This window comes from Denitratisoma sp. DHT3 (assembly GCF_007833355.1).
Lineage (GTDB): Bacteria > Pseudomonadota > Gammaproteobacteria > Burkholderiales > Rhodocyclaceae > Denitratisoma.
In genome coordinates, this window is the sequence record NZ_CP020914.1 from 3,593,675 (window position 1) to 3,610,224 (window position 16,550).

Sequence of the window (16,550 nt, forward strand, 5' to 3'; positions counted from 1 at the left end):
GCGGCGGAGTCGCGTCGGGTTAGCCCACAGGGCGTAACCCGACAGACAGCCGTTGCAGACGCCGATGTCGGGTTACGCTGCGCTAACCCGACCTACCGGACGAGGAAGATTTTCGCCGTGTTCGCCGTGTCGCCGTGGTTTCCCTTGGAACTGCCCGACGGGAAAGCTCTAACCTGTGAGCATCGCCCAATCCGCCGGCAGCGCCGCCAGCAGGGCCTTGAGCAGATGCCAGCAGCGGCCGACGGAGGCCACTTCGACCCGTTCGCCGGGGGCATGGGCGCCGCGGATGTCGGGGCCGAAGGAGATCATCGGCAGGTCCGGATACTTGGCGCCGATGATGCCGCATTCGAGGCCGGCATGGATCACCTGGAAGCCGGCCGGGGCGCCGAATTCCTGCGCGTAGACCTGCTGCGCCAGCGCAGCCAGGGGCGAGTCGGGTTGCGGCGTCCAGGCCGGGTAGGGGCCGACGGGGCGCGCCGCGCAGCCGGCCAGGTGGAACAGGTCGATGATCTCGTCGGCCAGTTCGCGGGCGCAGCGGTCGATCAGGGAACGCACCATGAAGGTGGCCTCGGCCCGGCCGTCGGCGATGCGGATCACGCCCAGGTTGTCCGAGGTTTCCACCACGCCGTCGACGCGCTGGCTGCGGCGCCGCACACCCTGGGGCGCCGCGTGGAGCGCGGCCAGGAGACGCCGCTGGTCGGCGAGCGGGAGCACCGTTTCGGCATGGGCGGGCGCGATGGCGACGCTCAGTGCCGGGTCCGCTGCCGCCAGTTCGTCCCGCAGCAAGGTTTCCATGGCTGCGGCCCAGGCCGGCAGCCGGGCGCCGGCCGCCGCCGGCACGGCGATCAGGGCCACTGCTTCCCGGGGCAGGGCGTTGCGCGCGGTGCCGCCTTCCAGTCGGGCCAGGCGCAACGGCGTCTCCTGCTCCAGAGCGCGCAGCAGGCGCACCAGCAGCTTGATGGCATGGCCCCGCTCGCGGTGGATGTCGATGCCGGAATGGCCCCCTTGCAGGCCTTGCACCGTCAGGCTGAACACCTGATGGCCGGCCGGCACGGCTTCGCTGCCGCAGGCCGATTCCACCACCACGTCCAGGCCGCCTGCGCAGCCCAGATAGAACTGGCCCCATTCCTCGGTGTCCAGGTTGATCAGCAGTTGCCCTTGCAGCACGCCGGCGGGCAGGCCCTGGGCACCGCCCATGCCGGCTTCCTCGTCCACGGTGAGCAGGACTTCCAGCGAGCCGTGGGCGATGTCGTCGGCCTCCAGGGCCGCCAGCGCCAGGGCGACGCCGATGCCATTGTCGGCTCCCAGGGTGGTGTTCTCGGCGCACAGCCAGCCGTCCTTCAGCACGGGCCGGATCGGATCGCGGAAAAAGTCGTGGCCGCCCCCCGTGTTCTGCTGGCAGACCATGTCGAGGTGGCCCTGCAGCGTGACCATGGGCCGATCCTCCATGCCGGCGGTGGCGGGCTTCCTCAGGATCAGGTTGCCGGTGGCGTCCTCCAGGGCGGCGAGGCCGCGATTTCCCGCCCATGCGCGCAGGTGTCGCCGTAGCGCGCCTTCGTGCTTTGAGACGCGGGGGATCTCGCACAGGGTGGCGAAGTGGCGCCAGACGATGGCGGGTTCGAGGTCGGGGAAGGTCATGGCGGGCGGGCTGCGGATACGCCCGAACCGCCGGGACGGGGTTCGGGCGCGGTTGGGTGCGATTCGGTGTCTGGGCCGGCGCTCAGAGCACCTCGGCGGCGTGGTCGGCCAGGCGCGAACGCTCGCCCCGTTGCAGGGTGATGTGGCCGGAATGGGGCCAGCCCTTGAAACGGTCTACCACGTAGGTGATGCCGGAACTGCCTTCGGTCAGGTAGGGCGTGTCGATCTGGGCGATGTTGCCCAGGCACACCACCTTGGTGGCGGTGCCGGCGCGGGTGATCAGGGTCTTCATCTGCTTGGGGGTGAGGTTCTGGGCTTCGTCGATGATCAGGAACTTGTTGATGAAGGTGCGGCCGCGCATGAAGTTCAGCGACTTGATCTTGATCCGGCTGCGGATCAGGTCCATGGTTGCGGCCCGCCCCCAGTCGCCGCCGTAGCTTCCGCCCTGGGCCGGCTGGCCGGGTTCCTCGTGAGGCCGGTTGAGCACGTCCAGGTTGTCCTCGATGGCGCCCATCCAGGGCGTCATCTTCTCCTCCTCGGAACCGGGCAGGAAGCCGATGTCCTCGCCCACCGGCACCGTGACCCGGGTGATGATGATCTCGGAGAACCGCTTCAGTTCCAGGGTCTGGGTCAGGGCCGCGGCCAGGGTCAGCAGGGTCTTGCCGGTGCCGGCCTGGCCCAGCAGGGTGACGAAGTCGATCTCCGGGTCCATCAGCAGGTTCAGCGCGAAGTTCTGCTCGCGGTTGCGGGCCGTGATGCCCCAGACCGCGTTCTTCTGGTGGCCGTAATCCACCAGGGTCGCCAATTGGGCGCTCTTGCCGCCGCCTTCCTTGACGATGGCGATAAACGGCTTTTCGGTTTCGCCGTCGAGATAGATGAACTCGTTGATCAGCAGTTCGGGGCAGAGGGGGCCATGAATCTGGTAGAGGGTCTTGCCCTCCTCCTTCCATGACTTCATTCCCTGGCCGTGGTTGTCCCAGAAATCGGCGGGCAGTTCCCGGGTGCCTGTGTACAGCAGATCGGTGTCTTCCAGCACCTTGTCGTTGAAGTAGTCCTGCGCGTGGAGGCCCATCGCGCGGGCCTTGATGCGCATGTTGATGTCCTTGGAGACCAGGATCACCGGCCGCTTGGGGAACTTCTGCTGCAGGTACATGACGACGGCCAGGATCTGGTTGTCGCCTTTTGCGGTGGGCAGGGAGGTGGGCAGTACCGTGGCGATCGCCTCGGCCTGGAGGAACAGGCGGCCCGTGGCCAGGCCGCGGGAGGGTTCGCTGAGGTCGATGCCCTTTTCGATGTCGGCCTCGTCGCTGACGATGCCGTCCATGATGCGGCTGGTCTGGCGGGCGTTGCGCGCCACTTCCGACATGCCCTTCTTGTTGTTGTCCAGTTCCTCGAGGGTCATGATGGGCACGTAGATGTCGTGCTCCTCGAAGCGGAAAAGGCTGTTGGGATCGTGCATCAGCACGTTCGTGTCGAGGACGAAGAGCTTGGTGGTCTTGCTGCGCTTGGCGTTCATGGCTGTTCCTGGTGTGGGCACGCATTGCGGATCATAGCGCGACGAGGCGGTGGCTTCGGGCCTCAGATTTTCTCCGCCACCCCGGCCGACTCGAAACTGGCCATCTGGTCGAGGAAGTTGGCGGCGGCCTGGATCAGGGGCAGGGCCAGGGCGGCACCGGTGCCCTCTCCCAGACGCAGGCCCAGGTCGAGCAGGGGACGGGCGTCCAGCGCCTCCAGTTGCAACTGGTGCCCCGGTTCGCCGGAGCGGTGGGCGAACACGCAGTAATCCGTGAGGGCCGGTTGCAGCCGCGCGGCGACCAGCGCGGCCGCGGTGACGATGAAGCCGTCGACCACGATCAGCATCCGCGCTTCGGCCGCGGCCAGCATGGCGCCGACCATCATGGCGATCTCGAAGCCGCCGAACCGGGCCAGGATGGACAGGGGATCGTTGGCGCCCTGATGGCGGCTCGCCGCCGTCGCCAGCAGTTCCTTTTTCCGGGCCAGGCCCAGGTCGTCGAGGCCCGTACCGCGGCCGACGCAGTCGGCGAGCGGCGCGGGCGCCAGGAAATGGGTGAGCAAGGAGGCCGCGGCGGTGTTGCCGATGCCCATCTCGCCGCAGGCCAGCAGGTTGCCGCCCCGGTCGGCCGCCTGCCGTGCCAGCGCCGCACCCCGCGCCAGCGCGGTGGCGCATTGATCCGCGCTCATGGCCGGCGCTTCGAGGTAATTGGCGGTGCCGTGCGCGACTTTCGCATCCACCAGATCCGGGCGGGCGCCGAAGTCGTGGGCCACGCCGGCGTCCACGACCTGCAATTCCCAACCCAACTGCCGGGCGAAGACGTTGATGGCGGCACCGCCGGCGAGGAAGTTTTCCACCATCTGCCAGGTGACGTCCTGGGGGTAGGCCGACACGCCGGCGCGCGCCGCGCCATGGTCGCCGGCGAACACCAGCAGCTGCGGCCGGCGGATGCGGGGGCTGAGGCTGCCTTGGAGCCGGCCCAGTTGCAGGGCCAGGGCTTCGAGGCGGCCGAGCGCGCCCGGCGGCTTGGTCTTGGCGTCGATTTTGCGTTGCAGGGCGGCGTCAAGGCCGGTGTCGAGGCGTGCCAGGTCGGCACGCGGTAGCGCGGTGGAATGCATCCGATTCTCCAGATTCCGGTTCGATCGACGCCGCGCTGACCATGCGCGACGCCGATGAACGCTGAAAGGAATCCTCGATCGCAGGTCTTCTGGCTTCCGGATCATTCGCCTGCCCCGCGCCTTCCCGGGAGAGTGGGCTCTCCCAGTGGCCGATCGTGGATCGTGCGGGCGGCGTCCCCGGTCACAGCGGCGGGCCCGCCACGGATTTCAACCGTGTTCCCTTGACTGTCGAGGTGCTGCAGCGGCGCGGATTATCGGGATTCGTCCCGGCCCTGTCAAAGCGGCCTGGCGGATGTTGTTTCCACCTGGCGGAAAAACATCGTGATTTAATGTAAATTGAGTCACGGCGTGAGTGAAGTGATGCATCCTGTCCGCTGATGATTTTTGTTGGAAACCGAATTCATGATGACCCCCCCTCCTTCCGCCATCAAATGGTGCCCCGAATACGCGACGGGCGTCGCCGACGTCGACGCGCAGCATCGAGTCCTGTTGCAGTGCCTGAACCGGCTCAATCGTCTGGGGGGCGGTGCCGAGGCGGCGGGGAGCGGGCCGTTGCGGAACGCGGTCCGGGATGCGTTGCGGGACCTGAACGAATACGCCGCCTACCACTTTCTCACCGAGGAGGCGCTGTTGCGGGAACATCTACCGACCGAGGCCCGGACCGTCCGGCATATTCTCGCCCATCGTTCGTACTGGTCGAGCATCGCCGATATCCGGATGCGCTTCGAGGCGGGGCTGCCCGACGCCGCCGAGGCGTTGGTGTCCTACCTCAACCGCTGGTGGATCAATCACATTCTGGAGACGGACCAGGACATGGGGCGCGAACTCAAGCTTCGCGGCGTGGGCTGAGGCCTCCATGAGCAAAACCAGTCGCTGGCATCTGAACCTGATCCGCCTCTACCGCAGCCACGGCACACTGCTCACCCTGGGCGCTTTCCTGGTCGTGGCGGTCGTGACCTTTGCGCTGACCTGGGGGGCGATGAAGGCATTTCGGATTCATCTCCTGGCCAGGAGCGAGGAACAGTTGATCGTTCTGACGACCGTCGTCGTGCTGATTTTTGCCGCCCTCCAGGCCTTGTTCAACCGCCTGCTGCTGGGGCGCACGTTCCTCGACTTTTCCGACGAGATAGAGCGCTGGGCGCTGCAGGAGGCGGATCATCTGCGCAACTTCGACACCATCGTCGGACACCTGCGGGACATTTCCACCGTCAACGGGGTGCTTCGCGGGCAACTGGAGGCGGTTACCCGGGAAACGGAAGACGCCGCCTACGCCATCGCCGGCCGCCTCGACCGCATTTACGCCGAATGCAGCCAGCTCTCCAGCGAGGTGAAACGTTCGGTTTCCCATTCCGAAGACCTGGCCGAGCAGTCGGAACAGCAACTGGCGGGGAACCTGGCGGCGCTGGATGCGCTCAAGCGGTACCAGATCGGCCGGCAGGACGAGATCGCCGCCGAGCATCAGCGGGTGCAATCGGTCATCGGCCAGGTCGGTTCATTGTCCCCTTTGGCCGAGTTGATCCGGCAGATATCCAAGCAGACCAATCTGCTGGCGCTGAATGCCACGATCGAGGCGGCGCGGGCGGGCACCGCCGGGCGAGGTTTCGCTGTCGTCGCCGACGAAATCCGCAAGCTTTCGGAACAGACCGATACGGCGGCGGTGAAGATCACCCACGGGATCGCCGCCGTGACGGCCGTGATCCACGATGAACTGGAACAGTCGCTCAGCACGGCCGAGGAAAAGAGCGAAATCGGGCAACTGGAGGACGTTTGCACCCGGCTCGGCGCGATGGGGGAGCGTTTCACCCAGACCACCGATTACCTCCACGCGCTGACCGGGACGCTGGATGCCGCCTCTGCGAAGATCGTCGACGAAGTGATGGAAACCCTGAGTGGATTGCAGTTCCAGGACGTGACGCGGCAGCAGATCGAGCACGTCGGCCAGGCGCTGAGCCGTCTGGATGTCCATATGTGTCTAGTCCCGCCTGGTTATAAACACGTTTTTTGAACAATTCTGGTTTTTTCTGCTGCCATTCCTTGAGCGCCTGAATGGGAGAACGATGGTTGAGTGCGCGCTGCGGAATCTGCTGGTTGTAGGTTTTTACATAGCGCGCAAGCGTCGTCTCCAACTCAGCGGCTGAAGCAAATCGGGTCTGGCTCACCACCTCACTGATTCGGCCATTGAAACGCTCGACCATCCCGTTGGTCTGCGGGTGGCGTGGCGGGCACAGGCGGTGCTCGATGTTCAGCGCCGCGCAGCGTACATCAAAGACGTGGCGTCCTGTGGGCTCACGCTTTTTGCTTGTGAAGCGGTCGGTAAACTGGCTGCCGTTGTCCGTGAGCAGTTTGACGATCTTCATCGGTGCGGCGCGTTCCAGGCGGTTCAAAAAATCCACGCTGCTACGCTCGCTTTGATCGGCATAGATATGCATGAACACCCAGCGTGTGGCGCGATCGATAGCCACAAACAGGTAGCGCCGCTCTTTTTCGTCGGGCATCTGCGGTAAGTACTTGATATCCATGTGCAGGAAGCCTGGCTCGTAATCCTTGAAGGTTTTGACAGAGGGCTGGATTTCGCCTGCATCGGCCAGTGCCTCGGCTTGTTGTTGGCGCAGGTTGGCCACGCCATGGCGGCGCAAGCAGCGATCCAGTCCCGAGCGCGAGACTTCCGGATTGATGAATTCGCGCACCACAGCCACCAGGTCATCTAACGGCAGCAGCGTCAGGCGCCGTAACGCCACGACAATCGCCTCTTGCGCAGGCGTCAGCGTGGTACAGAGCTTGTGCGGGCGGTGCGATAAATCCTCCGGACTATCGCGCCGCTTCCACTTACGCGCGGTCGCTACGCTGATGTTGTAGCGTTCTGCCAACTCAGCCAGCGATGCGGATGACTGCTTGATCTCTGTTCGCGTTCGAGGGGTCGTTCGGGCTTGGGCGTGGACTTCACTCATGTCGCTTGCTTCGCTTTCAAGGTTTCAATCAGACCACGCATCACTTCTCTTGCTCGAAAGAGTGGCCAGCTACGAAGCGGGATATGATCACACGGGATGCAACACATATGGACCAACTGGCGGAGGCTACCGGGAAATGCCTGGTGCAGCCGCTGCAGGTGCCTTCGATCATCGGCCAACTGGAGGCGCTGTTCGAGAATTACGTCATGCAAAGCCAGCGCGACACCCATCGGCAGATGACGGGAGAGGCCGCCCAGGCGCATCACGAACAACCCATGGCCAGGGTCGAGCTCTTCTAGAGCGTGTTCACAGTAGCCAGATATAGGTGCATGCCAGATGCAAGAATGCATTGAAGCGGTTGGCGAGCTTGTCGTAACGTGTGGCGAGTCGGCGAAATTGCTTGAGCCGATTGAAGAATCGCTCGACCAGGTTACGCGCCTTGTAGCGCTCTCGGTCGAACTCACGCGGCGTGGGGCGATTGCTGCGGGGTGGAATGACGGCCTCAGCGCCCATGCGGGCGATGGTGTCGACAAACGCGTTGCTGTCGTATCCCTTGTCGGCGACCACTGCGTCGGTAACCAAGGCATCGACCAGTGCGGGGCCTTGCGTAATGTCGGCCACCTGACCACCGGTGAGGATCAGGCGCAGCGGATTACCCAGGGCATCCACGCACGCATGGATCTTGGTGGTCAGTCCGCCACGCGACCGACCGATCGCCTGATCGCCACCGTTTTTTTTGATGCGCCCGCTGAGTGCTGGTGCGCACGTACCACTGTCGAGTCGATGAAGAGCTCTTCCAGGTCTGCTTCTCCTCGGAGGGCCTCGGCCACTCGCGACCAAACCCCATTGGCTTCCCATCGTGCAAAGCGCACATACACAGAGTGCCAGTTGCCAAACTTCGGCGGCAAATCACGCCAGGGGTTGCCTACCCGGGCGGTGTATAGCACCGCCTCAACAAATAAACGGTTATCCACGGCACGCCCTCCCTTGTCCGTGGGCTTCCCTGGCAACAACTCCGAAATCCGCGCCCACTGTGCATCGCTCAACATGTCCCGATCCATTGCTTACGTCCAAATTCCAGGATGTAAACACAAATCCGATACTGTGAACAGACCCTAGGGAAACGCTGTAAATTCGTTCGCACCGGGCCCTTCGGCAAGGCTCAGGACAGGCTGCCCCATGGATGCCCCCCAGCGCCCGAGCGCAGCGAGCCGATCATGGTTTGCCATGCTTCGAAAGGGGGTAAACCGGCGGACCCAAGGTAATATTGACGACGCTGAGTATTCAAGTCCGTCAGAGGGGGCGCATGAAGATCGTCGACGTATTGGGCGCGATAAAGAACTGGTCCTTCCCGTATTCGGGGCCTGTTCTTCGCCAGGGATTGCGCCGTGACTCGATCCTGGCGGTCATGCTGACGACCGTGCTTGGCACCGTGCTCATCCTGAATGCGATCCAGCAGCTGGAACAGCAGTCGACGCTGGCCGACCTGGTGAATACCGCCGGGCGTCTGCGCATGCTGTCGCAGCGGACCGCCTATATGGCTTACCGCGCAGCGGATGGCGATGCCGACGCCAAACGGATGCTGTCGGAGCTCCACGACAAGGTGGATGCCGGGTTGCGCCACGTGGAAACCGACGGGTGGAGCAAAGGAATCTTTCGTGATCCGGGGGATGTGGGTGTCGCGGCCCTCAAGAGCCTGAAAGCCCGCTGGGGCGAGTATCGCGAGTTGACCTCCAGTATCGTCGCCGCGGCCGACTCGACGCGGCGTCTTTCGCAGGAGCAGGTCCGTCAGCTCGGGAACGGCGGCGATGCGCTGCTGCAGGCATCCGACGACATGGTCAACGTGGTTCTGGCCCGCGCCTCGAAAATGGGCGACCGGGTGCGCCTGCTGCTGCCGATCACCCTGGTGCTGGGTCTGCTGATGTCGATCTGGACCTATCTGTACATCCATTGGCGCATCCTGAAGCCCCTGGCGCTGATCGGGCAGATGTCCGATCGTCTGGCGCAGGGCGACCTCTCGGTCCGGGTGACGGAATACCGCGCCGACGAGTTCGGCCGGTTGATCGAGCGGATGAACCACAACGCCGACACCATCCAGTCCCTGTCGATCGCTCATGCGGAGGCCGAGCAGGCGATCCGCGACAGCGAGCTGCGCAGCCGTACCGTCTGGGAAGTGAGTACCGACGCGATTCTGATGATCGATGCCGAGGGTACCATCCACTATACGAACCCGGCCGTGATCGACGTATTCGGCTACCGTACCGATGAGGTGCGCGGACAGAATATCGCGCTGCTGCAACCGGCCCGTCTGCGCGAAGCCCACAAACAGGGCTTCGCGCACTACATCAAGACGGGGAAGCGTCGCCTGAACTGGGCCGGCATCGAGATGGCCGTGCTGCACAAGAGCGGCAGGGAGGTGCCGGTGGAGCTTTCCTTCGCCCATGTTTCGCTCTCCGGAGAGGACTGGTTCGTCGGTTTCTTCCGCGACATCTCCGCGCGCCTTGCCGCCGAGGCCGATCTGCGCCTGCGCGACCGCGCCATCCAGGCCACCAGCGAAGGCGTGATGATCACCGACTCCCGGGCCCCGGGGCATCCCATCATCTATGTCAACCCCGCATTGGAACGGATCACCGGCTATTCGGCGGATGAGGTGATCGGTGGCAGCGGCCGCGTCTTCCTGGGCGAAAGGCCCGATCTTTCGGAAATCAAGGAACTGGTTCTGTTGCTGCGCGAGCGGCGTGAGGGAACCGTGCTGATACGGGGCCGGCGCAAGAACAGGACGCTGCTGTGGATCGAGCTTTCCGTTGCGCCGGTGCGCAATGCGCAGGGCGAGGTGACGCATTACGTCAGCATCTTCATGGATGTCACGGAGCGCAAGCGCCAGGAGGAGGCCCTGCTGCGCAGCGTCAACTACGATTCCCTCACCGGCTTGCCCAACCGTACCCTGCTCTACGACCGCTTGCATCAGGCCATCGTCGCGACGGCGCGGCACCTGCGGGAAACGGGTGTCCTCTTCATCGATCTGGATCACTTCAAGGTGGTCAACGATTCCCTCGGACACGACATCGGCGACAAGCTGTTGGTGCAGGTGACGGAACGGTTGAAAGGCTGTCTGCGCGAAAACGACACCCTGGCGCGCTGGGGCGGCGACGAGTTCATCATTCTTCTGGCGGAGATGGAGCATTCCGAAGACATCGTGCTGATCGCGCAGCGAGTGCTCGACAGCCTGCATGCGCCGTTCATCCTCGATGATCAGGAGGTCTATTGCGGCGCCAGCATCGGCGGCAGCGTTTTCCCGAGGGACGGGAGCAATCCGGACGCCCTGCTGCAGCACGCGGACATCGCCATGTACCGGGCCAAGGAGCAGGGGCGCAACATCTATCGGCTCTACGCCCAGGAGATGCAGGAAAGCATCGACCGGCGCCTGTCGCTGGAAGGCCAGTTGCGCAAGGCCGTCGACAATGGCGAACTGCTGCTGCACTACCAGCCGCAGATCGAATTGATCAGCGGGCGCGTGATCGGCGCCGAGGCCCTGCTGCGCTGGAGGCATCCGGAGCTTGGCATGGTGTCCCCGGCGCTGTTCATTCCCCTCGCGGAGGAATCGAACCTCATCGTTTCCATCGGCGACTGGGTACTCCACACCGCCTGCGCGGAGGTGCGGCGATGGCGGGAAATGGGCTTCGCCGACGTCGGCGTGGCGGTCAATCTTTCCGCCCGGCAGTTCATGCAGCCCGACCTCTCCGCGCGGGTGATGGACGTGCTGGCATGCCATGGCGTCCGCCCTGAGGAACTCGAGGTCGAGATCACCGAGAGCCTGGTGATGGGCAACCCCACCAAGACCATCGAGGTTTTGCGTCAATTGCAGGAGATCGGGGTGCGGGCGGCGCTCGACGATTTCGGCACCGGCTATTCCAGCCTGGCCTACCTGAAGAAATTCCCGGTCAGCCGCCTGAAGATCGACAAGTCCTTCGTCCAGGACGAGGCCATCGTCCGCGCCGTGATCCAACTGGCCTTCAGCTATGGCCTCGAAACCGTGGCCGAAGGGGTCGAGGACGAATCCACGCTGAACCTTCTGCAGCGCCTGGGTTGCGACATCGTGCAAGGTTATTTTTACTCGCGGCCGCTGCCGGCGGACGATTTCGTCGGATTTCTCCGGGCGCGCGAGGATCGTCCATTGTCGATCCCCGTCGCCAGATGGGGGGCCGGCCCACAAGGAGTCTCGCCATGAGCCTGTCCTGGAAACCGGAAATGGCGGTCGGCATCCGTGCCATCGATTTGCAGCATCAGGAGCTGATCGAAATCATCAACGGACTGGAAGCGACCTTGAAACTCGGCGACGACGCGCTTCTCGAACCGCTGCTGCAGCGGCTCCTGAGCTATGTGGTGTTCCACTTCGAGGTCGAGGAGTCGATGATGCGGGCGAAATCCGCTTACGCCAAGCATGCCGAACTGCACATCAGGGAGCACAGCCACTTCGTGAATCAACTGCGCTCGCTTCATGCGACGGACAGAGCGGAGCGGCGCCGGGGCGTCGAGGGCATGCTGGACTACCTCAAGTACTGGGTGGTGAACCACATCCAGAAGACAGACCGGGACTTGGCGACACTCCTGCTGGCCGGGGACCCGGCGCGTTCGCATTGATTTTCACGATGCGGAAAGTCATGAAGGCTCGCCCCCTTCGGGGAGGCGCGGCGGAAAAGCTCTGTCGAGGAAGCACGGACGTTCTGACCGTGCGGAGCGGGCCATGCCCGCGATCAGTGCGTTGTGCCACCCAGCTGTCGCGGGCATGGCCCGCTCCTGCGAGGTTCTGTCATAGCGATCTGACCGCCTCCAGCACGGCCTGCGCATGGCCGTCGGCCTTGACGCCGCGCCATTCGCGGCGCAGCACGCCCTTGCCGTCGATGAGAAAGGTGCTGCGTTCGATGCCCCGCACCTGTTTGCCGTACATGTTCTTCAGCTTGATGACGCCGAACTGCTGGCAGAGGGTTTCCTCGGGGTCGGCAACGAGCTCGAAGGGCAGACTCAGCTTGGCCTTGAAATTCTCATGCGACTTGAGGCCGTCCCGTGAGACGCCCAGCACCACCGCGCCGGCGCTGCTGAATTCGGCGTGCAGGTCGCGGAACTGCTGGGCTTCGGTGGTGCAGCCGGGCGTGTTGTCCTTGGGGTAGAAATAGAGCACGATGGACTTGCCCCGCAAGTCGGCCAGCGAGACGGCCCGGCCGCCGGTGGCGGCGGCGGAAAAATCGGCGACGGTTTGCTCAAGCATCATGGTTCTCCTGTGGAGCGCGGTGAATCAGCGTCAGCGCGCCGAGCAGACCCTGCAGGGCGGCGAACAGCCCATACAGGATAGCGGACGCGACGGCCAGTTCCCGCGGCGCGGCGAACAGGCCCAGGGTCACGGCGGCGGCGGCCTCGCGCGTGCCCCAGCCGCCGACGCTGACGGGCAGGGCGGCGAAAATGAAAATGGGACCGGCGGCGATGAAATACAGCCACAGCGCCAGGTCAAGTCCGACCGCCTTGCCGCCGCAGGCGAAGGCCAGGATCGACAGTGCCTGCACCAGCGCGGAGCCGGCCAGTTGCAGCAGATACTGGCGCAGGGGATGAGGGCGGTCGTGGATGGCGTCGAGCAGGCGCGCCAGCTTGCCGGGCAGCAGATGGCGGGTGGATGCGGACAGATGCCAGAGGACGAGGGGCGCCAGCACCGCCAGCAGGGCAAGCAGGGCGGCCGTCGGCCAGGGCAGGGGCAGCGCGGCGGCGGGCATCAGGCCGGTGGCGAGCGCCAGGGCGGTGGTGGCCAGCGAGATCACCACCAGCACCCACAACCCGCTGATCCGGTCCAGGGCCACGCTGATGGCCGTCGGCGCCAGCGCGTTGCCGGCTTGCTGCAAGTGCAGCGCGCGCAGCGCGTCGCCGCCCAGGGTGCCGCCCGGCAGTACCGTGTTGGCGGTGATGCCGCGCCAGTAGGCAAGCAGGAACACGCGCCACGGTGCCCGGACATCCAGCCACCGGGCCAGCAGCCGCCAGCGCAGCGCGCTGGCCACCGTGGCGCTCAGCGCCGCGCCGAAGCCGGCCGCCAGCCAGCGACCATCCGGCCGCCCCAGGGCCGTCAGCACCCTCCAGGGGTCGACCAGCCAGAGCACCAGGGCCACCAGACCCAGGCTCGCGGCGAGACGCAGGAGCAGACGACTCATCCGGCGCAAACCCGCAGCTTTTCCACCGGGCCGCCTTTCCCACGATGGGGAAAAGCGGCACGCGGCGCCAGCCGCAACCTATCGGTGCCGCCACGAAGCCCCCTCAAACATCCGAGCGCAGCGAGCAGTATCGCCCCCCCCGGAGGGGGGTGAAGGGGGGCGAACCCAAGGTCCCAACAGAGCTTTTCCACCGGGCCGCCCCAAGGAAAAGCGGCATGCGGCGCCAGCCGCAACCTATCGGTGCCGCCACGAAGCCCCCTCAAACATCCGAGCGCAGCGAGCCGTATCGAACCCCCCGGAGGGGGGCGAAGGGGGGCGAACCCAAGGTCCCAACAGAGCTTTTCCACCGGGCCGCCCCAAGGAAAAGCGGCATGCGGCGCCAGCCGCAACCTATCGGTGCCGCTACGAAGCCCCCTCAAACATCCGAGCGCAGCGAGCCGTATCGAACCCCCCGGAGGGGGGCGAAGGGGGGCGAGCGTTTTATTCATCAGCGCAAGCTGATCACCGGCCAGCCGCGGCGCTCGGCGTGGCGGCGCAGGGTGTCGTCGGGGTCCACCGCGACGGGAGCACTGACCCGGTCGAGCAGCGGCAGGTCGTTGTGGGAGTCGCTGTAGAAGTGGCTCGACTCGAAGCTGCCCCACCAGAATCCGAGCGACTCCAGCCAGGCTTCGACGCGTTCGATCTTGCCCTCCTTGAAGGAGGGGGTGCCGCGCGGCTTGCCGGTGAAGCGGCCGTTCTCGCAGGCCGGAATGGTGGCAACCAGGTGCTCGATGCCGAATTCGCGGGCGATGGGGCCGGTGACGAAGCTGTTGGTGGCGGTGACGATCGCCGTCAGCGCGCCCTCGTCAAGGTGGCGCTGCACCAGGGCGCGGGCCGGGGCGCCGATCATGGGACGGATGTGGCTGGCGAGGAACTCCCGGTGCCAGGCGTCCAGTTCCTCCCGGCCATGGCGGGCGAGCGGGGCCAGCTGAAAATCCAGGAAGGCATGGATGTCCAGGGTGCCGGCCTTGTAATGGTCGTAGAACTCCTGGTTGCGGGCTGCATGGACCTCCTGGTCGAGCACGCCCTTGGAGATCAGGAACTGGGCCCACTCGAAGTCCGAGTCGCCGGCGAGAAGGGTGTTGTCGAGGTCGAAGAGAACGAGTTTCATGCGAGATCCGATCGTGATTGCAGCGCTGCCCGCAGCAGGGGAAGCGTGGGGGGGCGTTTTTGTTCCAGGGAGGCCCGGTCCAGGGCGTCGAGCGCCGCCAGCAGCGAGGGCAGGTCGCGCCGGCCGTGGCGCAGCAGCCACTGCACGATCGCCTCGTCCAGCCGCATGCCGCGGGCGGCGGCCTGCTGGCGCAGGGTGGCGGCCTTGTCCTCCTCGCTCAGGGCCTGGACTTCATAGATCAGGCACTGGCCGATGCGGGTGCGCAGGTCTTCCCGCAGATTCAATTGCGCCGGCGGGCAGGGACCGGAAAGCAGCAGGGTCCAGCCTTCCAGGCGGGCCGAGTTGAAGGCGCGGAACAGCGCGATCTGGGCCGCCGCGTCCAGGCGCTCGACGTCATCCACGGCGAGGAGGGCGCCGGGCGGCGGGGTCAGGTAGTCGCCCACCGCGTCGCCCCGCAGCAGCGGCGCGGCGCGTTGGCCGGCGGCTCGCGCCGTCGCGGCCTGGAGCAGGTGACTGCGGCCGCTGCCCTCGGGGCCCCACAGATAGAGCGCGGTGCTGCCGGGCGCGAGATCGGCGAGGCGGGCCAGCAGTTCGCCGTTGGCGCCGGCCACGAAGTTGTCGAAGGTGCGCGGCTGGTCCAGTTCCAGGTCCAGCAACAGTTGCCGCTGCGGGCTCGTCAGAGGGGCGGCGGCCATCATTCGTTACGATAGAAATGGCTGTTCAGGTAGAGGCCCCGCAGGCGGCGCAGCCCCACCAGGAGCGCCGCCGATGCGGGCAGGGCCAGCAGCACGCCGAAAAAGCCGAACAGTTGGCCGAAGGCCAGCAGGGCGAAGATCACCGCCAGGGGATGCAGGCCGATGCGCTCGCCGACCAGGTAGGGCGTCAGCAGGAAGCTCTCCAGTACCTGGCCGATGCCGAACACCACGGCCACGCCGAGCAGTGGCGAGAATCCCTGGAACTGCAGCAGGGCCGCCAGCACCGAGAGCACCAGGCCGGTGGCATAGCCCAGGTAGGGGACGAAAATCAGCAGTCCGGTCATGAGGCCCAGGGGCAGGGCGAAGTTGATGCCGGCCAGGCTCAGGGCCAGGCTGTAATAACCGGCCAGGATCAGCATCACCAGCAGTTGGCCGCGCAGGAATTCGGACAGTACGCCGTCCACCTCGCGGGCGAGGGCAAAGGTGGTGTCGCGCCAGCGCGGCGGCACGAACTCCGCCAGCCGGGCCAGCAGCGCGTCCCAGTCGCGCAGCAGATAGAACAGCACCACCGGCGTCAGCAGCAGGATGGTGAGCCATTGCAGCAGCGCCTGCCCACCCTTGGCCGCCGACAGCGCCAGGCCGCCCAGCACCGAGCGGATGCCCTCCCAATGCTCGCCCAGCCAGGCCCGCACTTCCTCGGGCGACCAGCCGATGCTGAGGGAAATGCCGAAATGTCGCTGCAGCCAGGGCAGCCAGCGTTCGTTGGCCACGTCCAGCAGATCCGGCAGGCGCTCCATCAATTGCTGGCTCTCGGTCCGCACCAGGGGCAGCAGGGTGAGCGCCAGGAGGCCGCCGATCACGGCGGAGGCGGTCAGCAGCAGGAGCACCGCGCCGGTCCGGCCCAGGCGCGCGGCGAGCCGGTTGGCGAGCGGGTTGCAGACGTAGGCCAGGATCGCCGCCAGCAGGAATGGCGTCAGCACCGGGCCGAGCAGGTTGATCAGGTACAGCAGGACAAGGCCGAGACCGATCCAGAGAGCGGCCTGTAGGCGGTCGGCAGTCATGCGGCACCCGAGCCGGCCAAGCCGGAATCAAACAAGGACGGCCTCAATGTAGAACGGTCCCGTCTGGCCGGAAATGCGCAAGAAGGCCCGCCCCCTCCCGGCCTCCCCCTCTCCGGGGGAGGTGACGATGTTTGCTCGCTGCGCTCGAAGTTACCCGGGACTCCGGTTTTGCGTTCTTTCACAGTAAAATTCAGGCCCCAAGCAGCGGCCATCAGGCCGCGAAGCCCGCAACTTTA

The 16,550-nt window shown here is 65.6% G+C and carries 13 protein-coding genes, 2 pseudogenes and 1 riboswitch; of the genes and pseudogenes, 5 read left to right on the top strand and 10 right to left on the bottom strand.

Annotated elements, in window-relative coordinates:
- Positions 1-168: 168 nt before the first annotated feature.
- The 3 genes from B9N43_RS16625 to cobT form a co-directional block, all read right to left on the bottom strand.
- Positions 169-1,638, bottom strand: a complete 1,470-nt coding sequence (locus tag B9N43_RS16625; protein WP_145843329.1) for an aminoacyl-histidine dipeptidase — start codon at positions 1,636-1,638, stop codon at positions 169-171.
- A gap of 82 nt (positions 1,639-1,720) precedes the next feature.
- Positions 1,721-3,154, bottom strand: a complete 1,434-nt coding sequence (locus B9N43_RS16630) for a PhoH family protein (protein ID WP_145843331.1) — start codon at positions 3,152-3,154, stop codon at positions 1,721-1,723.
- Positions 3,155-3,216: 62 nt separating this feature from the next.
- Entirely contained in the window at positions 3,217-4,269 is a 1,053-nt protein-coding gene (gene cobT / locus B9N43_RS16635; RefSeq protein WP_145843332.1) for a nicotinate-nucleotide--dimethylbenzimidazole phosphoribosyltransferase, read from the bottom strand.
- Between the two features lie 62 nt (positions 4,270-4,331).
- Positions 4,332-4,536, bottom strand: a riboswitch (cobalamin riboswitch).
- A 135-nt stretch (positions 4,537-4,671) separates the two neighbouring features.
- Here cobT and B9N43_RS16640 point away from each other — a divergent pair.
- Both B9N43_RS16640 and B9N43_RS16645 read left to right on the top strand, forming a co-directional pair.
- Entirely contained in the window at positions 4,672-5,118 is a 447-nt protein-coding gene (locus B9N43_RS16640; protein WP_145843333.1) for a bacteriohemerythrin, read from the top strand.
- A 7-nt stretch (positions 5,119-5,125) separates the two neighbouring features.
- A complete protein-coding gene (locus B9N43_RS16645; RefSeq protein WP_145843334.1) occupies positions 5,126-6,274 on the top strand; it encodes a methyl-accepting chemotaxis protein in 1,149 nt (382 codons plus the stop codon).
- On the opposite strand, the pseudogene B9N43_RS16650 reads toward B9N43_RS16645, so the two are convergent.
- Positions 6,240-7,217, bottom strand: a pseudogene (locus B9N43_RS16650) (IS481 family transposase); the annotation flags it as partial. The gene B9N43_RS16645 and the pseudogene B9N43_RS16650 sit on opposite strands and share 35 nt — an antisense overlap.
- 107 nt (positions 7,218-7,324) lie before the next feature.
- Between B9N43_RS16650 and B9N43_RS16655 the strand changes: the two are divergent.
- Positions 7,325-7,516: a hypothetical protein gene (locus tag B9N43_RS16655; protein WP_145843335.1), complete on the top strand. Its 192-nt coding sequence runs from the start codon at positions 7,325-7,327 to the stop codon at positions 7,514-7,516.
- A gap of 7 nt (positions 7,517-7,523) precedes the next feature.
- Here the strand turns inward: B9N43_RS16655 and B9N43_RS16660 are convergent.
- Positions 7,524-8,278 (bottom strand): annotated as a pseudogene (locus B9N43_RS16660) (IS5 family transposase).
- 245 nt (positions 8,279-8,523) lie between these two features.
- Between B9N43_RS16660 and B9N43_RS16665 the strand changes: the two are divergent.
- Positions 8,524-11,445: an EAL domain-containing protein gene (locus B9N43_RS16665; RefSeq protein ID WP_145843336.1), complete on the top strand. Its 2,922-nt coding sequence runs from the start codon at positions 8,524-8,526 to the stop codon at positions 11,443-11,445.
- Positions 11,442-11,858 (top strand): bacteriohemerythrin, encoded by a 417-nt coding sequence (locus tag B9N43_RS16670; RefSeq protein WP_186453886.1) that lies wholly within the window; start codon positions 11,442-11,444, stop codon positions 11,856-11,858. The genes B9N43_RS16665 and B9N43_RS16670 overlap by 4 nt, the downstream gene beginning before the upstream one ends.
- A gap of 169 nt (positions 11,859-12,027) precedes the next feature.
- Here B9N43_RS16670 and B9N43_RS16675 read toward each other — a convergent pair whose 3' ends face one another.
- The 5 genes from B9N43_RS16675 to B9N43_RS16695 all read right to left on the bottom strand — a co-directional run bounded on the left by B9N43_RS16675 (position 12,028) and on the right by B9N43_RS16695 (position 16,314).
- Positions 12,028-12,483: a peroxiredoxin gene (locus tag B9N43_RS16675; protein ID WP_145843626.1), complete on the bottom strand. Its 456-nt coding sequence runs from the start codon at positions 12,481-12,483 to the stop codon at positions 12,028-12,030.
- Positions 12,476-13,408, bottom strand: a complete 933-nt coding sequence (locus B9N43_RS16680; protein WP_145843339.1) for a lysylphosphatidylglycerol synthase transmembrane domain-containing protein — start codon at positions 13,406-13,408, stop codon at positions 12,476-12,478. Before B9N43_RS16680 ends, B9N43_RS16675 begins: the two co-directional genes overlap by 8 nt.
- Before the next feature lie 487 nt (positions 13,409-13,895).
- Positions 13,896-14,558 carry an HAD family hydrolase gene (locus tag B9N43_RS16685; protein WP_145843340.1) on the bottom strand — a complete coding sequence of 221 codons (663 nt, stop codon included), beginning with the start codon at positions 14,556-14,558 and terminating at the stop codon, positions 13,896-13,898.
- Positions 14,555-15,253 carry a DnaA regulatory inactivator Hda gene (gene hda / locus B9N43_RS16690; protein ID WP_145843341.1) on the bottom strand — a complete coding sequence of 233 codons (699 nt, stop codon included), beginning with the start codon at positions 15,251-15,253 and terminating at the stop codon, positions 14,555-14,557. Before hda ends, B9N43_RS16685 begins: the two co-directional genes overlap by 4 nt.
- A complete protein-coding gene (locus B9N43_RS16695; RefSeq protein ID WP_145843342.1) occupies positions 15,253-16,314 on the bottom strand; it encodes an AI-2E family transporter in 1,062 nt (353 codons plus the stop codon). Before B9N43_RS16695 ends, hda begins: the two co-directional genes overlap by 1 nt.
- Between the last annotated feature and the right edge of the window lie 236 nt (positions 16,315-16,550).